The sequence below is a fragment of the Pseudomonas sp. RSB 5.4 genome, assembly GCF_037126175.1.
GTDB classification, from domain to species: domain Bacteria; phylum Pseudomonadota; class Gammaproteobacteria; order Pseudomonadales; family Pseudomonadaceae; genus Aquipseudomonas; species Aquipseudomonas fluorescens_H.
Genome location: NZ_CP146986.1, coordinates 1983407 through 1998465 on the forward strand (window position 1 = coordinate 1983407; position 15059 = coordinate 1998465).

Below are 15059 nucleotides of genomic sequence, written 5' to 3' on the forward strand. Positions count from 1 at the left end.
TTCAGGAGTGTGAGCAATGTCCAACGAAGTGATCAACACCGTGCAGGTGCGCGCCGCCGCCGGCCGTTCGGAAGAACTTGGCCGGCAGTTGCAGAAGATCGTCGACACCCTGCGCCAGACACCGGGCTGCGACGCCTATATGGTCGACCGCTGCCCCGAGGACAGCCAGCGCTGGACCGTGAGTGCGCGCTGGCAGTCGGAAGCGGCGATGCAGGCGCACTTCAACCGGCCTGAGGCGCAGGGCTTTATAGACCTGATTGATAGCCGTCTGGCCAACAGTGTGGATTTCAACAGTTTCCCCATCGTCTGATCTGCCCCCTTCGCGAGCAAGCCCGCTCCCACATTGGAATGCGATCAACTGTGGGAGCGGGCTTGCTCGCGAAGGCGTATTCAGCCGCACCGACGAACGACTGATTGGTCACCCAATCTTCCCGAATATTGGCCGTTTGAATACCCCGCCCCGCAGACTACTGTGATCACCACCCCCTCCTCCCACAGGTGATCCGCCATGAAAGCCCTGCACCTCTTCACCGCCGCTCTCGCCCTGTCCCTGTCTGCCGCTGCGCTGGCCCACGATCCGTCCGAGAAAGTCACGGTGCTGCAAGACCAGATGCTGAAAAACGCCCCCGGCAAGAAAGCCATGATGATCGAAGTCGATTACCAGCCCGGACAATCGTCCATCGCCCACAAACATGACGGCACCGCGATGGCCTACGTGCTCGAGGGCGAAGTGATTTCCCAGGTCAAGGGTGAACAGGCGATCACCTACAAGAAGGGCCAGTTCTGGTACGAACCGGCCGGTTCCGAACATCTGGTGTCGAAAAACGCCAGTCAAACCAAACCGGCGAAGTTGCTGGTGTTCATGGTATTGGCCCCGGACGAGCAAGTGCTGATCCCCTTGAAAAACTGATGGTTGTTTGCACAGCCATAAATAAAAAGGCGCAAAACATCGTTTCGCGCCTTTTTTATTTCCCCAGGCAATTAACCGATTCGACTTAAAGCAAATAAAACTATCGCACGATCATAAGCGGGGAAATTGTCAGGTTATTTACAGCTTGGCGGGTTTAGTCTGAGTTAACTGTCGTGCGCCCATCACAAACAGCCGCGACAACAACGACTTTCCGACTGAAGTTGCTTCACGGGAGACTCACCATGAAACTTGCGTTTGCCAGCACCTTGGCGATATCGGTTTTAGCCTTGTCCGCCTGTTCAGTACCCACCGCGCCACAAGCGGTCTCGTCCCTCGATTCCCTGTTCACCCAACCGGTCGGCCGCAGCAGCGCCGCTCAGGTAAAAAGTGGCCCCGGCGTGTCGTTAGGCGTGGTCTACAGCCCAAGCACCCAGACCAACCGCGAATACCTGCGTAACTACCAGGCCAACGCCGGCACCGGTTTCGGCCAGAGCCTGCTGGTGCAGCCGATCCACGACGCCTACGTCGCCACCTCAAAACCCGACATGGCGGTGGACTGGGTCAAGGCCTCGCTGCAACGGCAGTTCGGCTCGGTGACGGTGTACCCGGACATGCAAAGCCTGCGTGCGGCGCATCCCGATGTGGTGGCGATCGTCGACGCCCACAGCCAGTTGATCACTTCGCGCAGTTCCGACATCAAAGCCGATGTCAGTGCGGATTTTTATGATGCGAAGTTGAACTACATCGGTACGGCGAAAGGTTCGGAGGCCAAAGAACTGACACCCGTTTGGGCAGACTTCAAACGTTCGGAAGAGATCGTGGCCGATATCAATCAACAGGAAGATGTACAAGTTCGGGCGCTGCAGAAGTTTGATCAGTCGCTGAATAATTTATTGACCAGACCGACAGATAAAGTGTCGATGCTGGATAACAAACAAGCACCTGACTTGTATTGATCCAGAGGGCCTCTTCGCGAGCAAGCTCGCTCCCACAGGGGGAATGCATTTCAAATGTGGGAGCGAGCTTGCTCGCGAAGGGGCCAGACCAGGCAACACAAAACCCACAGACACAAAAAAGCCCCGGCATCTCACGACACCGGGGCTTCTTCATTCAACCACTACTCAGGCCAGTTCAAGCTCGGCATTCGCAGCAGCCGCAGGCACCACCGCCTGCCCGCTCAACGCGAGGTCAAGCAGCTCACGGTTGGCTACTGCATACATGGCGTAGTCAGTGCCGCTCGCCGCACGGATTTCCACCAGCATGGTGCGCCAGCGCTCGATCATGCCTTCGTGCTGTTCCATCCACAGCGCCAGACGTGCTTCCACGTCCAGCGTGCCGTCGCCCTGTTGCAGGACGGAGATGGTGATCGCACGTTGCTGCCAGTCCACGTCATCACGGAACGCTTCACGGGCCAGGGCCTGCCAGTTGTTTTCAACCGGCAGCGCGCTGATCTGTTGCAGGTACCAGGTGATGTCCAGCGCACTGCCCACGGCGAAGTAGGCCTTGGCCACTTCGGCAGGGTTCTGCCCGGTCACGTCGGAGGCTTCGATGATCGGCAGCAGGGTGTACAGGTGCGAGGTACCCGCCACCATACGCGCCAGCAACTCCGGAACACCGGCCGCGACGTAAGCCTGATAACGCGCCTGCCAGTTTTCGCGGATTTCGCCGCTCAGCAGTTCGTCGAGCTTCAGACCCAGCTCCTTGAGGTGCGGACCGAAGTGCGCCACGTCACGGGCAGCGTTCTGCTCGTTGCGACGGGCACGCAGGAACCAGCGCGTAGCGCGACGGCCCAGACGCATCAGCTCGTCCATCAGCTCCAGTTGCACGTCAGCGCTTACTTGGTAGTCCAGCGCTTCGATCTGACGGAACCAGTGCGGGAGGTGGAAGATGTCACGCACGATCACGTAGGCGCCGGCCACGTTCGCCGGGCTCATGCCGGTCGACTCTTTGAGTCGCTGAACGAAGGTGATGCCCATGTGGTTGACCAGATCGTTGGCGATCTGGGTGCTGACGATCTCGCGCTTCAGACGGTGACGACGCATGGCTTCGGAGAACTTGCTGACCAGGGTCGGCGGGAACGCCGTTTCCATGTCGCGGGTCAGGTAGTCGTCGTCCGGCACCAGCGAGTTCAGCAACTGCTCCTTGAGGTCGATCTTGCTGTACGAGATCAGCACCGACAGCTCGGGACGGGTCAGGCCATGGCCTGCCGCAACGCGCTCGTTGATCTGCTCTTCGGTCGGCAGGAACTCGATGGCACGGTCCAGCTTGCCACGGCCTTCCAGATCGCTCATCAGACGCTTGTACTCGGCAATGCGCTCGTAGGCACGACGCGCCGCCAGGGACAGAGCCTGGGTCTGCTTGTAGTTGTTGCCCAGCACCAGACCACCGACTTCGTCGGTCATGCTCGCCAGCAACTGGTTGCGTTGCTTGTCGGTCATGTCGCCGGCCTGAACCACTTCGTTCAGCAGGATCTTGATGTTCACTTCGTGGTCGGAGCAGTCCACGCCACCGGCGTTGTCGATGAAGTCGGTGTTGGAACCGCCGCCATTGAGACCGAATTCCACGCGACCCAGTTGGGTCATGCCGAGGTTACCGCCCTCGCCCACGACTTTGCAGCGCAGCTCGTTGCCGTTCACGCGCAGTGCGTCGTTGGCCTTGTCGCCCACGTCGGCATGGCTTTCGCTGCTGGCCTTGACGTAAGTACCGATACCGCCGTTCCACAGCAGATCCACCGGCGCCTTGAGCAAGGCGTTCAGCAGTTCGGTCGGGGTCAGCTTGTCGGCCTTGATGTCGAAGCGTTCTTTCATCTGCGGCGAGATGGCGATGCTCTTCGCGCTGCGCGAGAAGATGCCGCCGCCTTCGGACATGATGCTGGTGTCGTAGTCGGTCCAGGCCGAACGCGGCAGGTCGAACATGCGCTGACGCTCGACGAAGCTGGTCGCCGGGTTCGGGTTCGGATCGATGAAGATGTGCATGTGGTTGAACGCGGCCACCAGTTGCAGCTTGTCCGACATCAACAGGCCGTTACCGAACACGTCACCGGCCATGTCACCGACGCCGACCACAGTGATGCTGTCTTCCTGAACATTGATGCCGCGCTCGCGGAAGTGGCGCTGTACGCCAACCCACGCGCCCTTGGCGGTGATGCCCATTTTCTTGTGGTCGTAACCGGCAGAACCACCGGAAGCGAACGCGTCACCCAGCCAGAAGCCGTAGTCGATGGCGATGCCGTTGGCGATGTCGGAGAAGGTTGCAGTGCCCTTGTCCGCTGCCACCACCAGGTACGGGTCATCGTCGTCATGACGCACGACGTTGGCCGGCGGCACCAGCGCGCCGTCTTTCAGGTTGTCGGTGATGTCCAGCAGACCGGAGATGAAGATGCGGTAGCAGGCGATGCCCTCGGCCGCGATCTCGTCACGGCTGCCGCCCAGTGGCAGACGACGCGGCAGGAAGCCGCCCTTCGCACCCACCGGCACGATGACCGAGTTCTTCACTTGCTGGGCTTTCACCAGGCCGAGGACTTCAGTACGGAAGTCTTCTTCACGGTCGGACCAGCGCAGACCACCACGGGCAACGTTGCCGAAGCGCAGGTGCACGCCTTCGACGCGTGGCGAGTAAACGAAGATTTCGAACTTCGGTACTGGCTTCGGCAGCTCTGGAATCGCGTGCGGGTTGAACTTGAAGCTGAAGTACGACTTGTTCTGGCCGTTGGCATCAGTCTGATAGAAGTTGGTGCGCAGGGTGGCTTTGATCAGGTCCAGGTAGCGACGCAGGATGCGGTCTTCGTTGAGCACCTGAACGTCGTCCAGTGCGGTCAGAATCGCTTGTTCCAGACGCTGCTGCTTGTCTTCCAGATCATCGCTGCCCAGCTTGCGCGCCAGGTAGAAACGGGTCTTGAACAACCGGGTCAGCTCGCGAGCGATGTCGGTGTGGTTGTTCAGGGTGCTGGCGATGTAACCCAGGTCGAAGCCCAGACGAATCTGCTTCAGGTAACGGGCGTAGGCACGCAGCAGCGCGACGTCGCGCCATGGCAGACCGGCGGTCAGCACCAGACGGTTGAACGCATCGTTCTCGGCATCGCCACGCACGATGTGGACGAACGCGTCCTGCAGGGTGTCGTTGAGTTGCTGGATGTCCAGCTCCAGACCTTCAGCCGCGGTGAACGCGAAGTCGTGGATCCAGAACTCGCGGCCATTGGTGTGACGCAGACGGTACGGGAACTCGCCCAGCACGCGCAGGCCGAGGTTTTCCAGAATCGGCAACACGTCGGACAGCGCCAGCGGGGTATCGGCGTGGTACAGCTTGCAATGCAGCTCGCGTTGGCCGGACACCTGGCCCAGCGGCTGATAGAAGCTCATCACCAGCGGATTTTTTTCGTTCAGGCTCAACAGGTGCTGCATGTCGACTACGGCCGAATGCGCCGCGAAACGCTCGCGGTAGCCGGCCGGGAAGCCTTTCGGGAAGTCCGCCAGCACATTGGTGCCGTGGGCTTCGCCGAAGCTTTCGACGGTCAGTGCGGCGTAGTCGTCCTGCCAGCTGCGGCAGGCCTGTACCACTTCTTTTTCCAGCAGCAACGGGTCGATGTCGATGCGGTTCTTCGGATCGACACGCAGGATCAGTTGCACGCGAGCCAGCACGGACTCGGAGAAGAAGGTCCAGAACTCGCAGTCAGTGGCCTTCAGGCGCTCCATCAGCACCTGCTGGATCTTCTGGCGCACTTCAGTGGAATAGATGTCGCGCGGCACGTAGGCCAGGCAGTAGCAGAAGCGACCGTACGGGTCTTTGCGCAGGAACACGCGGATCTTGTTGCGTTCCTGGATCTGCACGATCGACATCACGGTGCTGAACAGCTCGTCGACCGGGGTCTGGAACAGGTCATCACGCGGCAGCACTTCGAGTACCTGCGCCAGTTCCTTGCCCAGGTGAGCCTTGGACTGGAAGCCGGAGCGGCGTTCGATTTCTTCGACCTTGCGACGGATGAACGGGATGACCCGCACGCTCTCGCCATACACCGAAGAGGTGTACAGGCCCATGAAGCGGTGTTCCTTGATGACGTTGCCGTCGGCGTCGATTTCACGGATCGACACGTAGTCCGGGTAGGCAGGACGGTGTACGCGGCTCGGGTGCGCAGCCTTGGCGAACGACAGCAGGGTCGGTTCGCGCAGGTAGTTCACCGCGTAGTCTTCGATGTGACGGTCTTCGTCGGTCAGACCGGTGCGCAGCAGTTTGGTCAGGCCGAGGAAGGAATCCTGGTCGTATTCGATATGGCCGCCATCGGCCTGATCGACAACGGTGAACTCTTCGTAGCCGAGGAAGGTGAAGTGGTTGCCCACCAGCCATTCCAGGAAGCTCTTGATTTCAGTCTTTTCGTCGGCATCGACGGCGAATGCGCTGTGATCGAGCTTGGTGAGGATCTCCTGCACCTTGGCCTTCATCGGCTCGAAATCAGCGACCGCGACGCGCACTTCACCGAGCACCTGCTCCAGCTCTTTGCTCAGCACATTGAGTTCGGCCGCGTTGGCGCAGCGGTCGATTTCCAGGTACATCAGCGACTCGTGCAGCACGCCTTCGCCGGTGCTGCCCTTCGGCAGGATTTCCAGCAACTCGCCCTTGCTGCCACGACGTACGCTGAGCACGGTGGTTTGCAGGGTGTGGATGCTGTAGCCGCGGCGGTTCAGCTCGGTGCGGACCGAGTCGACCAGGAACGGCAGGTCGTGGTGCAGAACCTCAACCGCGGTGTGGGTCGACTGCCAGCCATGACGTTCGTAATCGGGGTTGTAGACGCGCACTTGCGGTTGCGCGTGATCGAAGCGCTCAAGCAGGCGCCACGCAGAAAGAGTACAGCCAGCGAGGTCGGAGAGGCGACGTTGAGTCAGCTCGTCCAGGGAAATGATGCCGAAGAATTGTTCAGCAAACAGCGCCACTTGTGGCAGTGCCTGTTCACTGATGTGCTGCGCCAGTGCCGCTTGCAGTTGGTGCTGGAAGTCGGCTTTGCTGGCTGCGGTGAAGAACGCCATCTGTGGTACTCCGCTTGGGGCTTGTTATTGATGGAAAGCGTCGCTTGCAAAACCCCTTTCGGGGCCTCCGTCGCCCTGTTCCTGATTCTCGGGCAGAGGAAACAGGGTGACAGGTGGGTGAAGCTGGACACGACACTCAGGTCACATTCACCTTCCATTGAATGAGCATCTGCAAAAACGACTGTCAGGGCTGCCGACAATGCCTTTACGGGTGCTCATCCGTTGCGCAGCTTAATGGGTGCGACAATGTGTCTGCTTGCGGTGCTGCGACATATTCGGTCATTGGCACGTAAACAAGGGGTTCGGCACCGATAAACACTAGCATTCATGGCGCAAAACGCCGGCTCGAATGCCCGTATTTACGGTACATCTGTGCCAGAAGTGACCATTGACCTGTGTCGCGTTCACGACACATCCTCTGACACTCTCACATGCAGAAATTCCCGAGGACTGGCAGAATCGCGCCCAATTGCGACCAACACGCCCGCCGAGGCAGGAATTCCCCATGCAAATGACCACCGCCCTTTTGATCGTCAACCCGTGCGACGACGAAGAAGACAACATGGCCATGCTCTGCTGCCACAGCGACAAGGGCGACATGTTTCTGATGAGCCGCTATCCGGACGAGGATGAGCTGGAGATCACCCTGGATGGCGAGCCTTCGACGCTGGACGGCGTGAAAGTCACCCTGACCAAGACTCTGCTGAAGATCGAGATCGCGGCGGCGGATGCCGATGCGCTGAATGGCGATGATGTGCTGGAGATTACCTTCAATCCGGACATGGTTGATCTGGCTGAAGTTGAAGAAACCCTGAAAAATATTCTGGATGGCACCGGGACCTATATCAGCCAGATTTGAGGGTGCCTGAGCCGGCCTCTTCGCTGGCAAGCCAGCTCCCACAAGGACCGATGTGTTGCATAAATCGCATTCGCACCGCTGATACCTGTGGGAGCTGGCTTGCCAGCGATGGGGCGAAATTTGATGTCGTCTGGACTGCCCCCTTCGCGAGCAGGCTCGCTCCCACATTGACGGGTGTACGCCGTTCAAATGTGGGAGCGAGCCTGCTCGCGAAGAGGCCCGGAAGAACACTGCACCTTTCTCCGGCTACAAAATTCCAACAAATCCCCCAGTCATTTCCCGCACTTTGCGCAAAATGCCGTTAGTCGCCACCCCCCTCGATGGATTAAAGTAACGCCCCCAGCCACGGCGTTATCCGAACGCCTGCGGCCACCCTTTCCAGGAACAGTCACCGATGGAACATCGTGAAGCGCTGCTGGCGCTGCGAACCTTTCTTTCAACGCAGATTCTCGGCCAGGAAAAACTCATCGAGCGTTTGCTCATCGCCCTGCTCGCCGACGGCCACATGCTGGTCGAGGGTGCTCCGGGTCTGGCCAAGACCAAAGCGATCAAAGAACTCGCCGAGGGCATCGAAGCCCAGTTCCATCGCATCCAGTTCACCCCGGACCTGCTGCCGGCCGACATCACCGGCACCGAGATCTATCGCCCGGAAACCGGCAGTTTCGTGTTCCAGCAAGGGCCGATCTTCCACAACCTGGTACTGGCGGACGAAATCAACCGTGCGCCGGCCAAGGTGCAATCGGCGCTGCTCGAAGCCATGGCCGAACGGCAGGTCAGCGTCGGCCGCAGCACCTATGAACTGTCACCGCTGTTTCTGGTGATGGCCACGCAGAACCCGATCGAGCAGGAAGGCACCTACCCGCTGCCCGAAGCGCAGCTCGACCGCTTCCTGATGCACGTGAAAATCGGCTTCCCCGACGCCGCCGTCGAACGCCGCATCCTGCAACAGGCCCGTGGCGAAGCCCTCAATGGCGAAACCAAACCCGAGCGCCGGGTCAGCCAGCAAGCGATTTTCGCCGCGCGCAAGGAAATCCTCGGTCTGTACATGGCCGACGCCGTGGAGGAATACCTGGTGCAACTGGTCATGGCCACGCGCACGCCGGCCAAATTCGACCCGGAAATGGCCGAGTGGATCGCCTACGGCGCCAGCCCGCGCGGCTCGATCGCCCTCGACCGCTGCGCCCGTGCTCACGCGTGGTTGGCCGGTCGCGATTTCGTCAGCCCCGAGGACATTCAGGCCGTGCTGTTCGACGTGTTGCGTCACCGCATCATTCTGTCGTTTGAAGCCGAAGCCGCCGGCATCGATCAGGATCGGGTGGTGCAGCGGATTCTCGACGTCGTAGCCGTCGCTTGACCCCCATGAACGCCCCCCTGCCGTCCGAACCGGGCATCCGCATCAGCCTCACCGACCTGATCGAGATGCGCCACCGTGTGCGCGAAGTGCAGCTGTTTTCCACACCCAGTCAGCGCAGTCCGCTGATCGGTCTGCATCACTCGAAATTCCGTGGCCGTGGCGTCGACTTCGATCAGGTGCGGGTCTATCAGGCCGGCGACGACGTACGCACCATCGACTGGCGCGTGACGGCGCGCACCCAGGAGCCGCACACCAAGCTGTTCCATGAAGAACGCGAGCGCCCGATTTTCATCATGGTCGAGCAAAGCACCCGGCTGTTTTTCGGCTCCGGGCTGATGTTCAAGTCGGTGCTGGCGGCGCAAGTGGCGGCGCTGATCGGATGGGCGGCCCTCGGCCACAACGACCGGGTTGGCGGGCTGGTGTTCGGTGACAACGAGCACTACGAAATCAAACCCCGGCGCAGCAAACAAAGCCTGCTGCAATTGCTCAACCGCCTGGTCAAGGTCAACCAGTCGCTGCATACCGAACGCGAACCGGATCACGATGCCTTTGGCGTGGCCCTGCGCCGCGCGCGTGAGGTGCTGCGCCCGGGCAGCCTGGCCATCGTGATTTGCGATGAGCGCGCACTGTCGGACAGCGCCGAACAACAACTGAGCCTGCTGTCACGGCACTGCGACTTGCTGCTGCTGCCGCTGTCCGATCCGCTGGATCACGCCCTGCCCGCCGCCGGGCTATTACGATTCGCCGAGCGCGGCGCGCAACTGGAACTCGACACGCTGAATTTCGAGCTGCGCCAGACGTATCGCGCCCAGGCCGAAGCACGCATCGCCCGCTGGGAGCTGCTCGCGCAGAAACTGCGGGTATTGCTGATGCCGCTGAGCACGCAAAGCGAGATGGTCGAGCAGATGCGCGAGTTTCTCAATCCGCAGCGTCCGGGGACAGGACGATGAACGGCCTCGAACAACTGCAGCCGCTGATTTCCCCACCACCGATTGCCTTCTGGCCGCCGGCGCCGGGCTGGTGGTTGCTGCTTCTGTTGTTACCGTTGCTCGGCTTCGCCGCGTGGCGCCTGCGCCGGTTCATTCCGATCAAGAAACGCCCGATCGTGCGCGCCGAACAACCGCTCGACCCGGTGCGCATCGCCGCCCTCGCCGAACTGGCGCAGATGCCCAAACCCTACGACGGCGCACCCGCCGGCGCCTGGCTGCAACAACTCAATGGCCTGCTCAAACGCCTGTGCCGCAACCATTACCCCTACAGCCAGAGCCACACGCTCAACGGCCGCAAATGGCTGGCGTTTCTCGACAACCGCTGCCCGGCAGCCGGCCTGACGCGCTGGATGGTACTGGTCGAAGGCGCCTACAAACCCGAGTGCAAACTCGACGACAAAGCCATTGCCGGCCTGACCCAAGCCGTCGACACCTGGATCCGCAAGCATGTTTGAGTTTGCCTGGCCGTGGATCTTCGTGCTGTTGCCGCTGCCGTGGCTGATGCGCCTCGTGCTGCCGGTGGCCGACAGCGGCGAGCCAGCCTTGAAAGTGAGTTTCCTCAGCGATCTGGAAGGCCTCGCCCGTCGGCGTGCCCGAGCCCATCTGCCGGCGTGGCGCCAGCAAGCACCGCTCCTGCTGCTGTGGCTGTTGCTGCTGACTGCCGCCGCGCGCCCGCAGTGGCTGGGCGAGCCGTTGCCGATAGCCGCCAGTGGGCGTGATCTGCTGGTGGCGGTGGATGTCTCCGGCTCGATGGATTTCCCCGATATGCAGTGGCAGGACGAAGATGTCAGCCGCTTGACGCTGGTCCAGCATCTGCTCGGCGACTTTCTTGAAAGCCGCGACGGTGACCGTGTCGGTCTGATCCTGTTTGGCAGTCAGGCATACCTGCAAGCGCCGCTGACCTTCGACCGCCACACCGTGCGCGTCTGGCTCGATGAAGCGCGTATCGGCATCGCCGGCAAAAACACCGCCATCGGCGACGCTATCGGTCTGGCGCTGAAACGCCTGCGCATGCGTCCGGCACAGAGCCGAGTGTTGATCCTGGTGACCGACGGCGCCAACAACGGCGGCGAAATCGATCCTCTGACCGCGGCAAAACTGGCTGCCAGCGAAGGCGTAAAAATCTACCCGATCGGCATCGGTGCCGACCCTGAAGCCAGCGGCAGCACCGGCCTGCTTGGGGTCAATCCGAGCCTGGATCTCGATGAGCCGGCGCTCAAAGCCATCGCCCAGGCCACCGGCGGTCAGTATTTTCGTGCCCGCGATGGTAAAGAGCTGCAAGCGATCAAGAACACCCTCGACCAGCTCGAACCGGTCACTCAGCAACCGACCCAGGCGCGCCCCGCACAAGCCTTGTATCAGTGGCCGCTGGCGTTGGCCTTGCTGTTCAGTCTGCTGCTGGTCGCCCGTGAATTGTGGCCGGACAACCCGTTGCAACGCCTGTTCACCAAGGAGCTGTATCTGCAAAGTCCGCTGCCTGACTGGCGCGAACGCCTCAAGCGTTTGCGTCTGCGGAGGCGCCGATGATCGCGCTCTGGCCGCACTGGTTCCGCCCCTGGTGGCTGTTGCTCCTGCCGCTGCTGGGCTGGCTGATCTGGCAACTCTGGCACCGACAGAAACGTGCCGGACGCTGGCAGATGATTCTGCCGCCGGCGTTTCACTCGACCCTGCTCAGCGGTGGCAGCGGGCGCGACAGCAAGCTGCCGTGGATCGCCCTTGGCGTGGCGTGGCTGCTGACCATCGTCGCCCTGCTCGGACCGAGCTGGGAGCGGGTCGAACAGACCAGCCAGAAGCCTGCCGATCCGCTGGTCGTCGTGCTGGAACTGACCCCGGAAATGCTCGCCACCGACTCGCCGCCAACGCGACTGGAACAGGCCCGGCGCAAACTGTTCGACCTGTTGCAGGCACGCAGCGATGCGCAGACCGCGATCGTCGTCTACGCCGGCAGTGCGCACACGCTGGTGCCGCTGTCGGATGACCTGGCGACCAGTCGCAATCTGCTCGACGCCCTCAAGCCGTCGTTGATGCCGGAAAGCGGCAACCGCGCTGACCTCGGGGTCATCAAGGCGCTGACATTGCTCAAGCAAGGCGCCCTCGGTCAGGGGCGGATTCTGCTGATCGGCTCGTCGCTGAGTGAAGAAGAACGCCAAGGCATCCGCCGCGCCCTCGGCAAACAATCGGCGCAACTGCTGATGCTCGGCATCGGCACCGCTGAAGGCGCACCGATTGCTCAGGAGGACGGCAGTTTCCTCAAGGATGAACAAGGCGCGATCCGCGTGCCGCAACTCGACAGCCCGAGCCTCGGCGCGTTCCTCGCCAGCATCGGCGGCGACTACCACAGTGCGCGGCTGGACGAGAGCGATTTGCGCGCCCTCGGCCTGCTCGATGGCCCGCGCAGTCTGCGCAACGATGGCCAGACCGTGCGCCTCGACACTTGGGCCGATCAGGGTTACTGGCTGTTGTTGCCACTGTTGCTGCTGGCCGCTTGCGCCGGACGCCGTGGCTGGTTGTTCTGTCTGCCATTGCTGTTTTGTCTGCCCCAGCCGAGCTACGCTTTCGACTTCGAAGACCTGTGGCTGCGCCCTGACCAACAGGGCCTGCACCTGCTCAAGCAGAAGCGCCCGGCCGAAGCCGCCGAGCACTTCGAAGATCACCAGTGGCAAGGGCTGGCGTTGTACGAAGCCGGCGATTACAGTGGCGCCGCTCAGCGTTTCGCCGAAGGCAGCGATGCCCGCGCCCACTACAATCGTGGCAACGCCCTGGCGAAAAGTGGCGAGTTGGAAGCGGCCATCGATGCCTACGAACAAGCGTTGGAACTGCAACCGGACTTGCGTCCAGCGCTGACCAACAAGGCTCTGGTGGAAAACCTGCTCAAGCAGAAGAACACCCCGCCGCCGGCCGAGCCGCAGCCGCAGCCGCAAACGGCCCAGCCGAACGTACCCGGCGATGAACCACCGCCAGCGACCGCGCCGCCACCGGCGGTCAACAGTGACACCCCGAGCGAGGCCCAGCCCGGCGAGTCGGCCAACGAACCGCCGCCGACCACACCACCGCAACCGGGACCCAACGAAGTGCCGGGCAACCCGCCGGATGAATCACCGAATACTGCGCCGATCCTGCAACCCGGCGAGGACACCCTCGAAGGCGAACAGCGTCAGGCACTGGAACAATGGCTGGGCAAGATTCCGGACAACCCGGGGGAATTGCTGCGACGCAAATTCTGGTACGAACAGCAACAACATCAGGATCAGGGAAAAACTCGATGACCCGCTTCACCGCTCTCTTGCTGCCCCTGCTGATCTGCATGGCCACCGCCCAGGCGGCCGAGCTGACGGCCAGCGTGGATCGCAGTCGCCTGAACACCGGCGAGACGGTCGAACTCACCCTCGAAACCAACGATGTCACGCAGTTCGGCAAGCCCGACCTGACGCCGCTGGAGCCGTTGTTCGAGGTGCGTGGCACGCGCCAGGTCAACCAGTTGAACACCCTCAATGGCGACAACCGTGCGACCACGCGCTGGATCATCACCCTGCTGCCGAAAGAGAACGGCAGCGTGACCATTCCGCCGCTGCAACTGGGTGAGGTGCAGAGCCAGCCGATCACCGTGCAAGTGGTCGAGAGCGATACCCGCGAAGAGAAAAACAATCCGGATCCGGTGTTCATCGAGGCCAGTCTCGACCAGTCCAGCGTGTATGTGCAGGCACAAGCGATCCTGACCCTGCGCATCTATCACTCGGTGTCGCTGTACGACGACAGCAGCCTGACCCCGTTGCAGATCGCCGATGCGCGCATCGAGCAGTTGGGCGACACGCGCACCTACGAGAAAGACATCAACGGCGTGCGTCATGGCGTGATCGAGATGCGCTACGCGATCTATCCGCAGCACAGCGGTTTGCTGACCATCGCCCCGCAGACGTTCAGTGCCACGCTGGTCGATACCCAGCCCGCCCAGGACGCGACCGCACAAGGCCCGAAACCGGGCAAGCTGTTGCGCGTCAGTTCCTCGGAGATTCCGCTGACGGTCAAACCGAAACCGCTGACTTACCCGGCCGACGCACCCTGGCTGCCCGCCCGCAGCCTGAGCCTGAGCGAAAGCTGGAACCCGGAGCCGGATCACACTCAGGTCGGCGACTCCCTGACCCGCAGCCTGACCCTGAAAGCCGAAGGCCTGGCCAGTTCGCAACTGCCGGCCCTGCCCGCCACCGACGCCAATGGCCTGCGCCGTTACCCGGATCAACCGGTGCTGAGCAACCAGAGCGGCGAGCGCGGCCTGATCGGCAGCCGTGAAGAACGCGAAGCGCTGGTGCCCAGCCGCAGCGGTGCGATCGAGTTGCCGAGCGTCGACGTGATCTGGTGGAACACCTTCGAAGATCATCTGGAACACACCAGCCTGCCGGCGCGCACCCTGCAAGTGGCGAACAACCCGAGCCTGCAGGTCGACACCCCGGCCGGCAATCTGCAACCGAGCGTCGTCGATAACGATGTGCTGTGGTGGTGGAAACTCAGCACCCTGATCCTCGCCTGCACCACCCTGCTCGGCTTCGGCCTGTGGTGGCGCGCGCGCTGGCAACCGGCGGTGCATCGCGCCGCCCAAACCGGGCCAAGCCCGCGCACCTTGCTGGACGACATCAAACGGGCGTGCCAGGCGAATGATCCCCAAGCGACCCGGCAGGCGCTGGATGCGTGGGCGCGGCAGCAGCCGGAAACGCTGGCCGATATGGCGGCGCGGTTTGTGCCGTTGTCGGATGCGCTGGACGGGCTCAATGGCGCGCTGTACAGCGAGACCGGGCAGCATTGGCAGGGTGAGGATTTGTGGCGGGCGATCCGTACCATTCCGGCGGCCGAGCGGGTGCAGGATCCGGTGGGTGACAGTGGGTTGCCGCCGCTTTATCCGAAGTAAACAGCAAAAAGATCGCAGCCTGCGGTAGTT

11 protein-coding genes are annotated in these 15059 nt (G+C 61.9%); 10 read left to right on the forward strand and 1 reads right to left on the reverse strand.

The genetic code is table 11. From position 1 onward, the window contains the following. The first annotated feature begins 16 nt into the window (after positions 1-16). The 3 genes from V9L13_RS08720 (at position 17) to V9L13_RS08730 (ending at position 1866) form a co-directional block, all read left to right on the forward strand. Positions 17-310, forward strand: coding sequence for a putative quinol monooxygenase (locus tag V9L13_RS08720; RefSeq protein ID WP_003225668.1), 294 nt, complete (start codon positions 17-19; stop codon positions 308-310). A 198-nt stretch (positions 311-508) separates the two neighbouring features. Beyond that, the gene (locus V9L13_RS08725; protein ID WP_103486381.1) at positions 509-910 is read left to right on the forward strand and encodes a cupin domain-containing protein; all 402 of its coding nucleotides are present in this window, start codon (positions 509-511) and stop codon (positions 908-910) included. A gap of 242 nt (positions 911-1152) precedes the next feature. Continuing rightward, the gene (locus V9L13_RS08730) at positions 1153-1866 is read left to right on the forward strand and encodes an ATPase (protein WP_338802216.1); all 714 of its coding nucleotides are present in this window, start codon (positions 1153-1155) and stop codon (positions 1864-1866) included. Positions 1867-2031: 165 nt separating this feature from the next. Here V9L13_RS08730 and V9L13_RS08735 read toward each other — a convergent pair whose 3' ends face one another. Then, positions 2032-6927, reverse strand: coding sequence for an NAD-glutamate dehydrogenase (locus tag V9L13_RS08735; protein ID WP_338802217.1), 4896 nt, complete (start codon positions 6925-6927; stop codon positions 2032-2034). Between the two features lie 505 nt (positions 6928-7432). Between V9L13_RS08735 and V9L13_RS08740 the strand changes: the two genes are divergently transcribed. The 7 genes from V9L13_RS08740 to V9L13_RS08770 all read left to right on the forward strand — a co-directional run bounded on the left by V9L13_RS08740 (position 7433) and on the right by V9L13_RS08770 (position 15029). After that, positions 7433-7786, forward strand: coding sequence for a hypothetical protein (locus tag V9L13_RS08740; RefSeq protein WP_003225678.1), 354 nt, complete (start codon positions 7433-7435; stop codon positions 7784-7786). A gap of 394 nt (positions 7787-8180) precedes the next feature. Further along, entirely contained in the window at positions 8181-9140 is a 960-nt protein-coding gene (locus tag V9L13_RS08745) for a MoxR family ATPase (RefSeq protein ID WP_003218556.1), read from the forward strand. Positions 9141-9145: 5 nt separating this feature from the next. Then, the gene (locus V9L13_RS08750; protein ID WP_103520886.1) at positions 9146-10090 is read left to right on the forward strand and encodes a DUF58 domain-containing protein; all 945 of its coding nucleotides are present in this window, start codon (positions 9146-9148) and stop codon (positions 10088-10090) included. Next, positions 10087-10584: a DUF4381 domain-containing protein gene (locus V9L13_RS08755; protein ID WP_003225681.1), complete on the forward strand. Its 498-nt coding sequence runs from the start codon at positions 10087-10089 to the stop codon at positions 10582-10584. The genes V9L13_RS08750 and V9L13_RS08755 overlap by 4 nt, the downstream gene beginning before the upstream one ends. Continuing rightward, positions 10577-11656, forward strand: coding sequence for a VWA domain-containing protein (locus V9L13_RS08760; RefSeq protein WP_338802218.1), 1080 nt, complete (start codon positions 10577-10579; stop codon positions 11654-11656). Before V9L13_RS08755 ends, V9L13_RS08760 begins: the two co-directional genes overlap by 8 nt. Then, positions 11653-13395 (forward strand): tetratricopeptide repeat protein, encoded by a 1743-nt coding sequence (locus V9L13_RS08765; protein WP_338802219.1) that lies wholly within the window; start codon positions 11653-11655, stop codon positions 13393-13395. Before V9L13_RS08760 ends, V9L13_RS08765 begins: the two co-directional genes overlap by 4 nt. Continuing rightward, entirely contained in the window at positions 13392-15029 is a 1638-nt protein-coding gene (locus V9L13_RS08770) for a BatD family protein (protein WP_338802220.1), read from the forward strand. The genes V9L13_RS08765 and V9L13_RS08770 overlap by 4 nt, the downstream gene beginning before the upstream one ends. The last annotated feature ends 30 nt before the right edge of the window (positions 15030-15059 follow it).

Coding starts and splice junctions, on each gene's coding strand:
- V9L13_RS08720 (WP_003225668.1), top strand. CDS start 17: ATGTCCAACGAAGTGATCAACACCGTGCAGGTGCGCGCCGCCGCCGGC.
- V9L13_RS08725 (WP_103486381.1), top strand. CDS start 509: ATGAAAGCCCTGCACCTCTTCACCGCCGCTCTCGCCCTGTCCCTGTCT.
- V9L13_RS08730 (WP_338802216.1), top strand. CDS start 1,153: ATGAAACTTGCGTTTGCCAGCACCTTGGCGATATCGGTTTTAGCCTTG.
- V9L13_RS08735 (WP_338802217.1), bottom strand. CDS start 6,927: ATGGCGTTCTTCACCGCAGCCAGCAAAGCCGACTTCCAGCACCAACTG.
- V9L13_RS08740 (WP_003225678.1), top strand. CDS start 7,433: ATGCAAATGACCACCGCCCTTTTGATCGTCAACCCGTGCGACGACGAA.
- V9L13_RS08745 (WP_003218556.1), top strand. CDS start 8,181: ATGGAACATCGTGAAGCGCTGCTGGCGCTGCGAACCTTTCTTTCAACG.
- V9L13_RS08750 (WP_103520886.1), top strand. CDS start 9,146: ATGAACGCCCCCCTGCCGTCCGAACCGGGCATCCGCATCAGCCTCACC.
- V9L13_RS08755 (WP_003225681.1), top strand. CDS start 10,087: ATGAACGGCCTCGAACAACTGCAGCCGCTGATTTCCCCACCACCGATT.
- V9L13_RS08760 (WP_338802218.1), top strand. CDS start 10,577: ATGTTTGAGTTTGCCTGGCCGTGGATCTTCGTGCTGTTGCCGCTGCCG.
- V9L13_RS08765 (WP_338802219.1), top strand. CDS start 11,653: ATGATCGCGCTCTGGCCGCACTGGTTCCGCCCCTGGTGGCTGTTGCTC.
- V9L13_RS08770 (WP_338802220.1), top strand. CDS start 13,392: ATGACCCGCTTCACCGCTCTCTTGCTGCCCCTGCTGATCTGCATGGCC.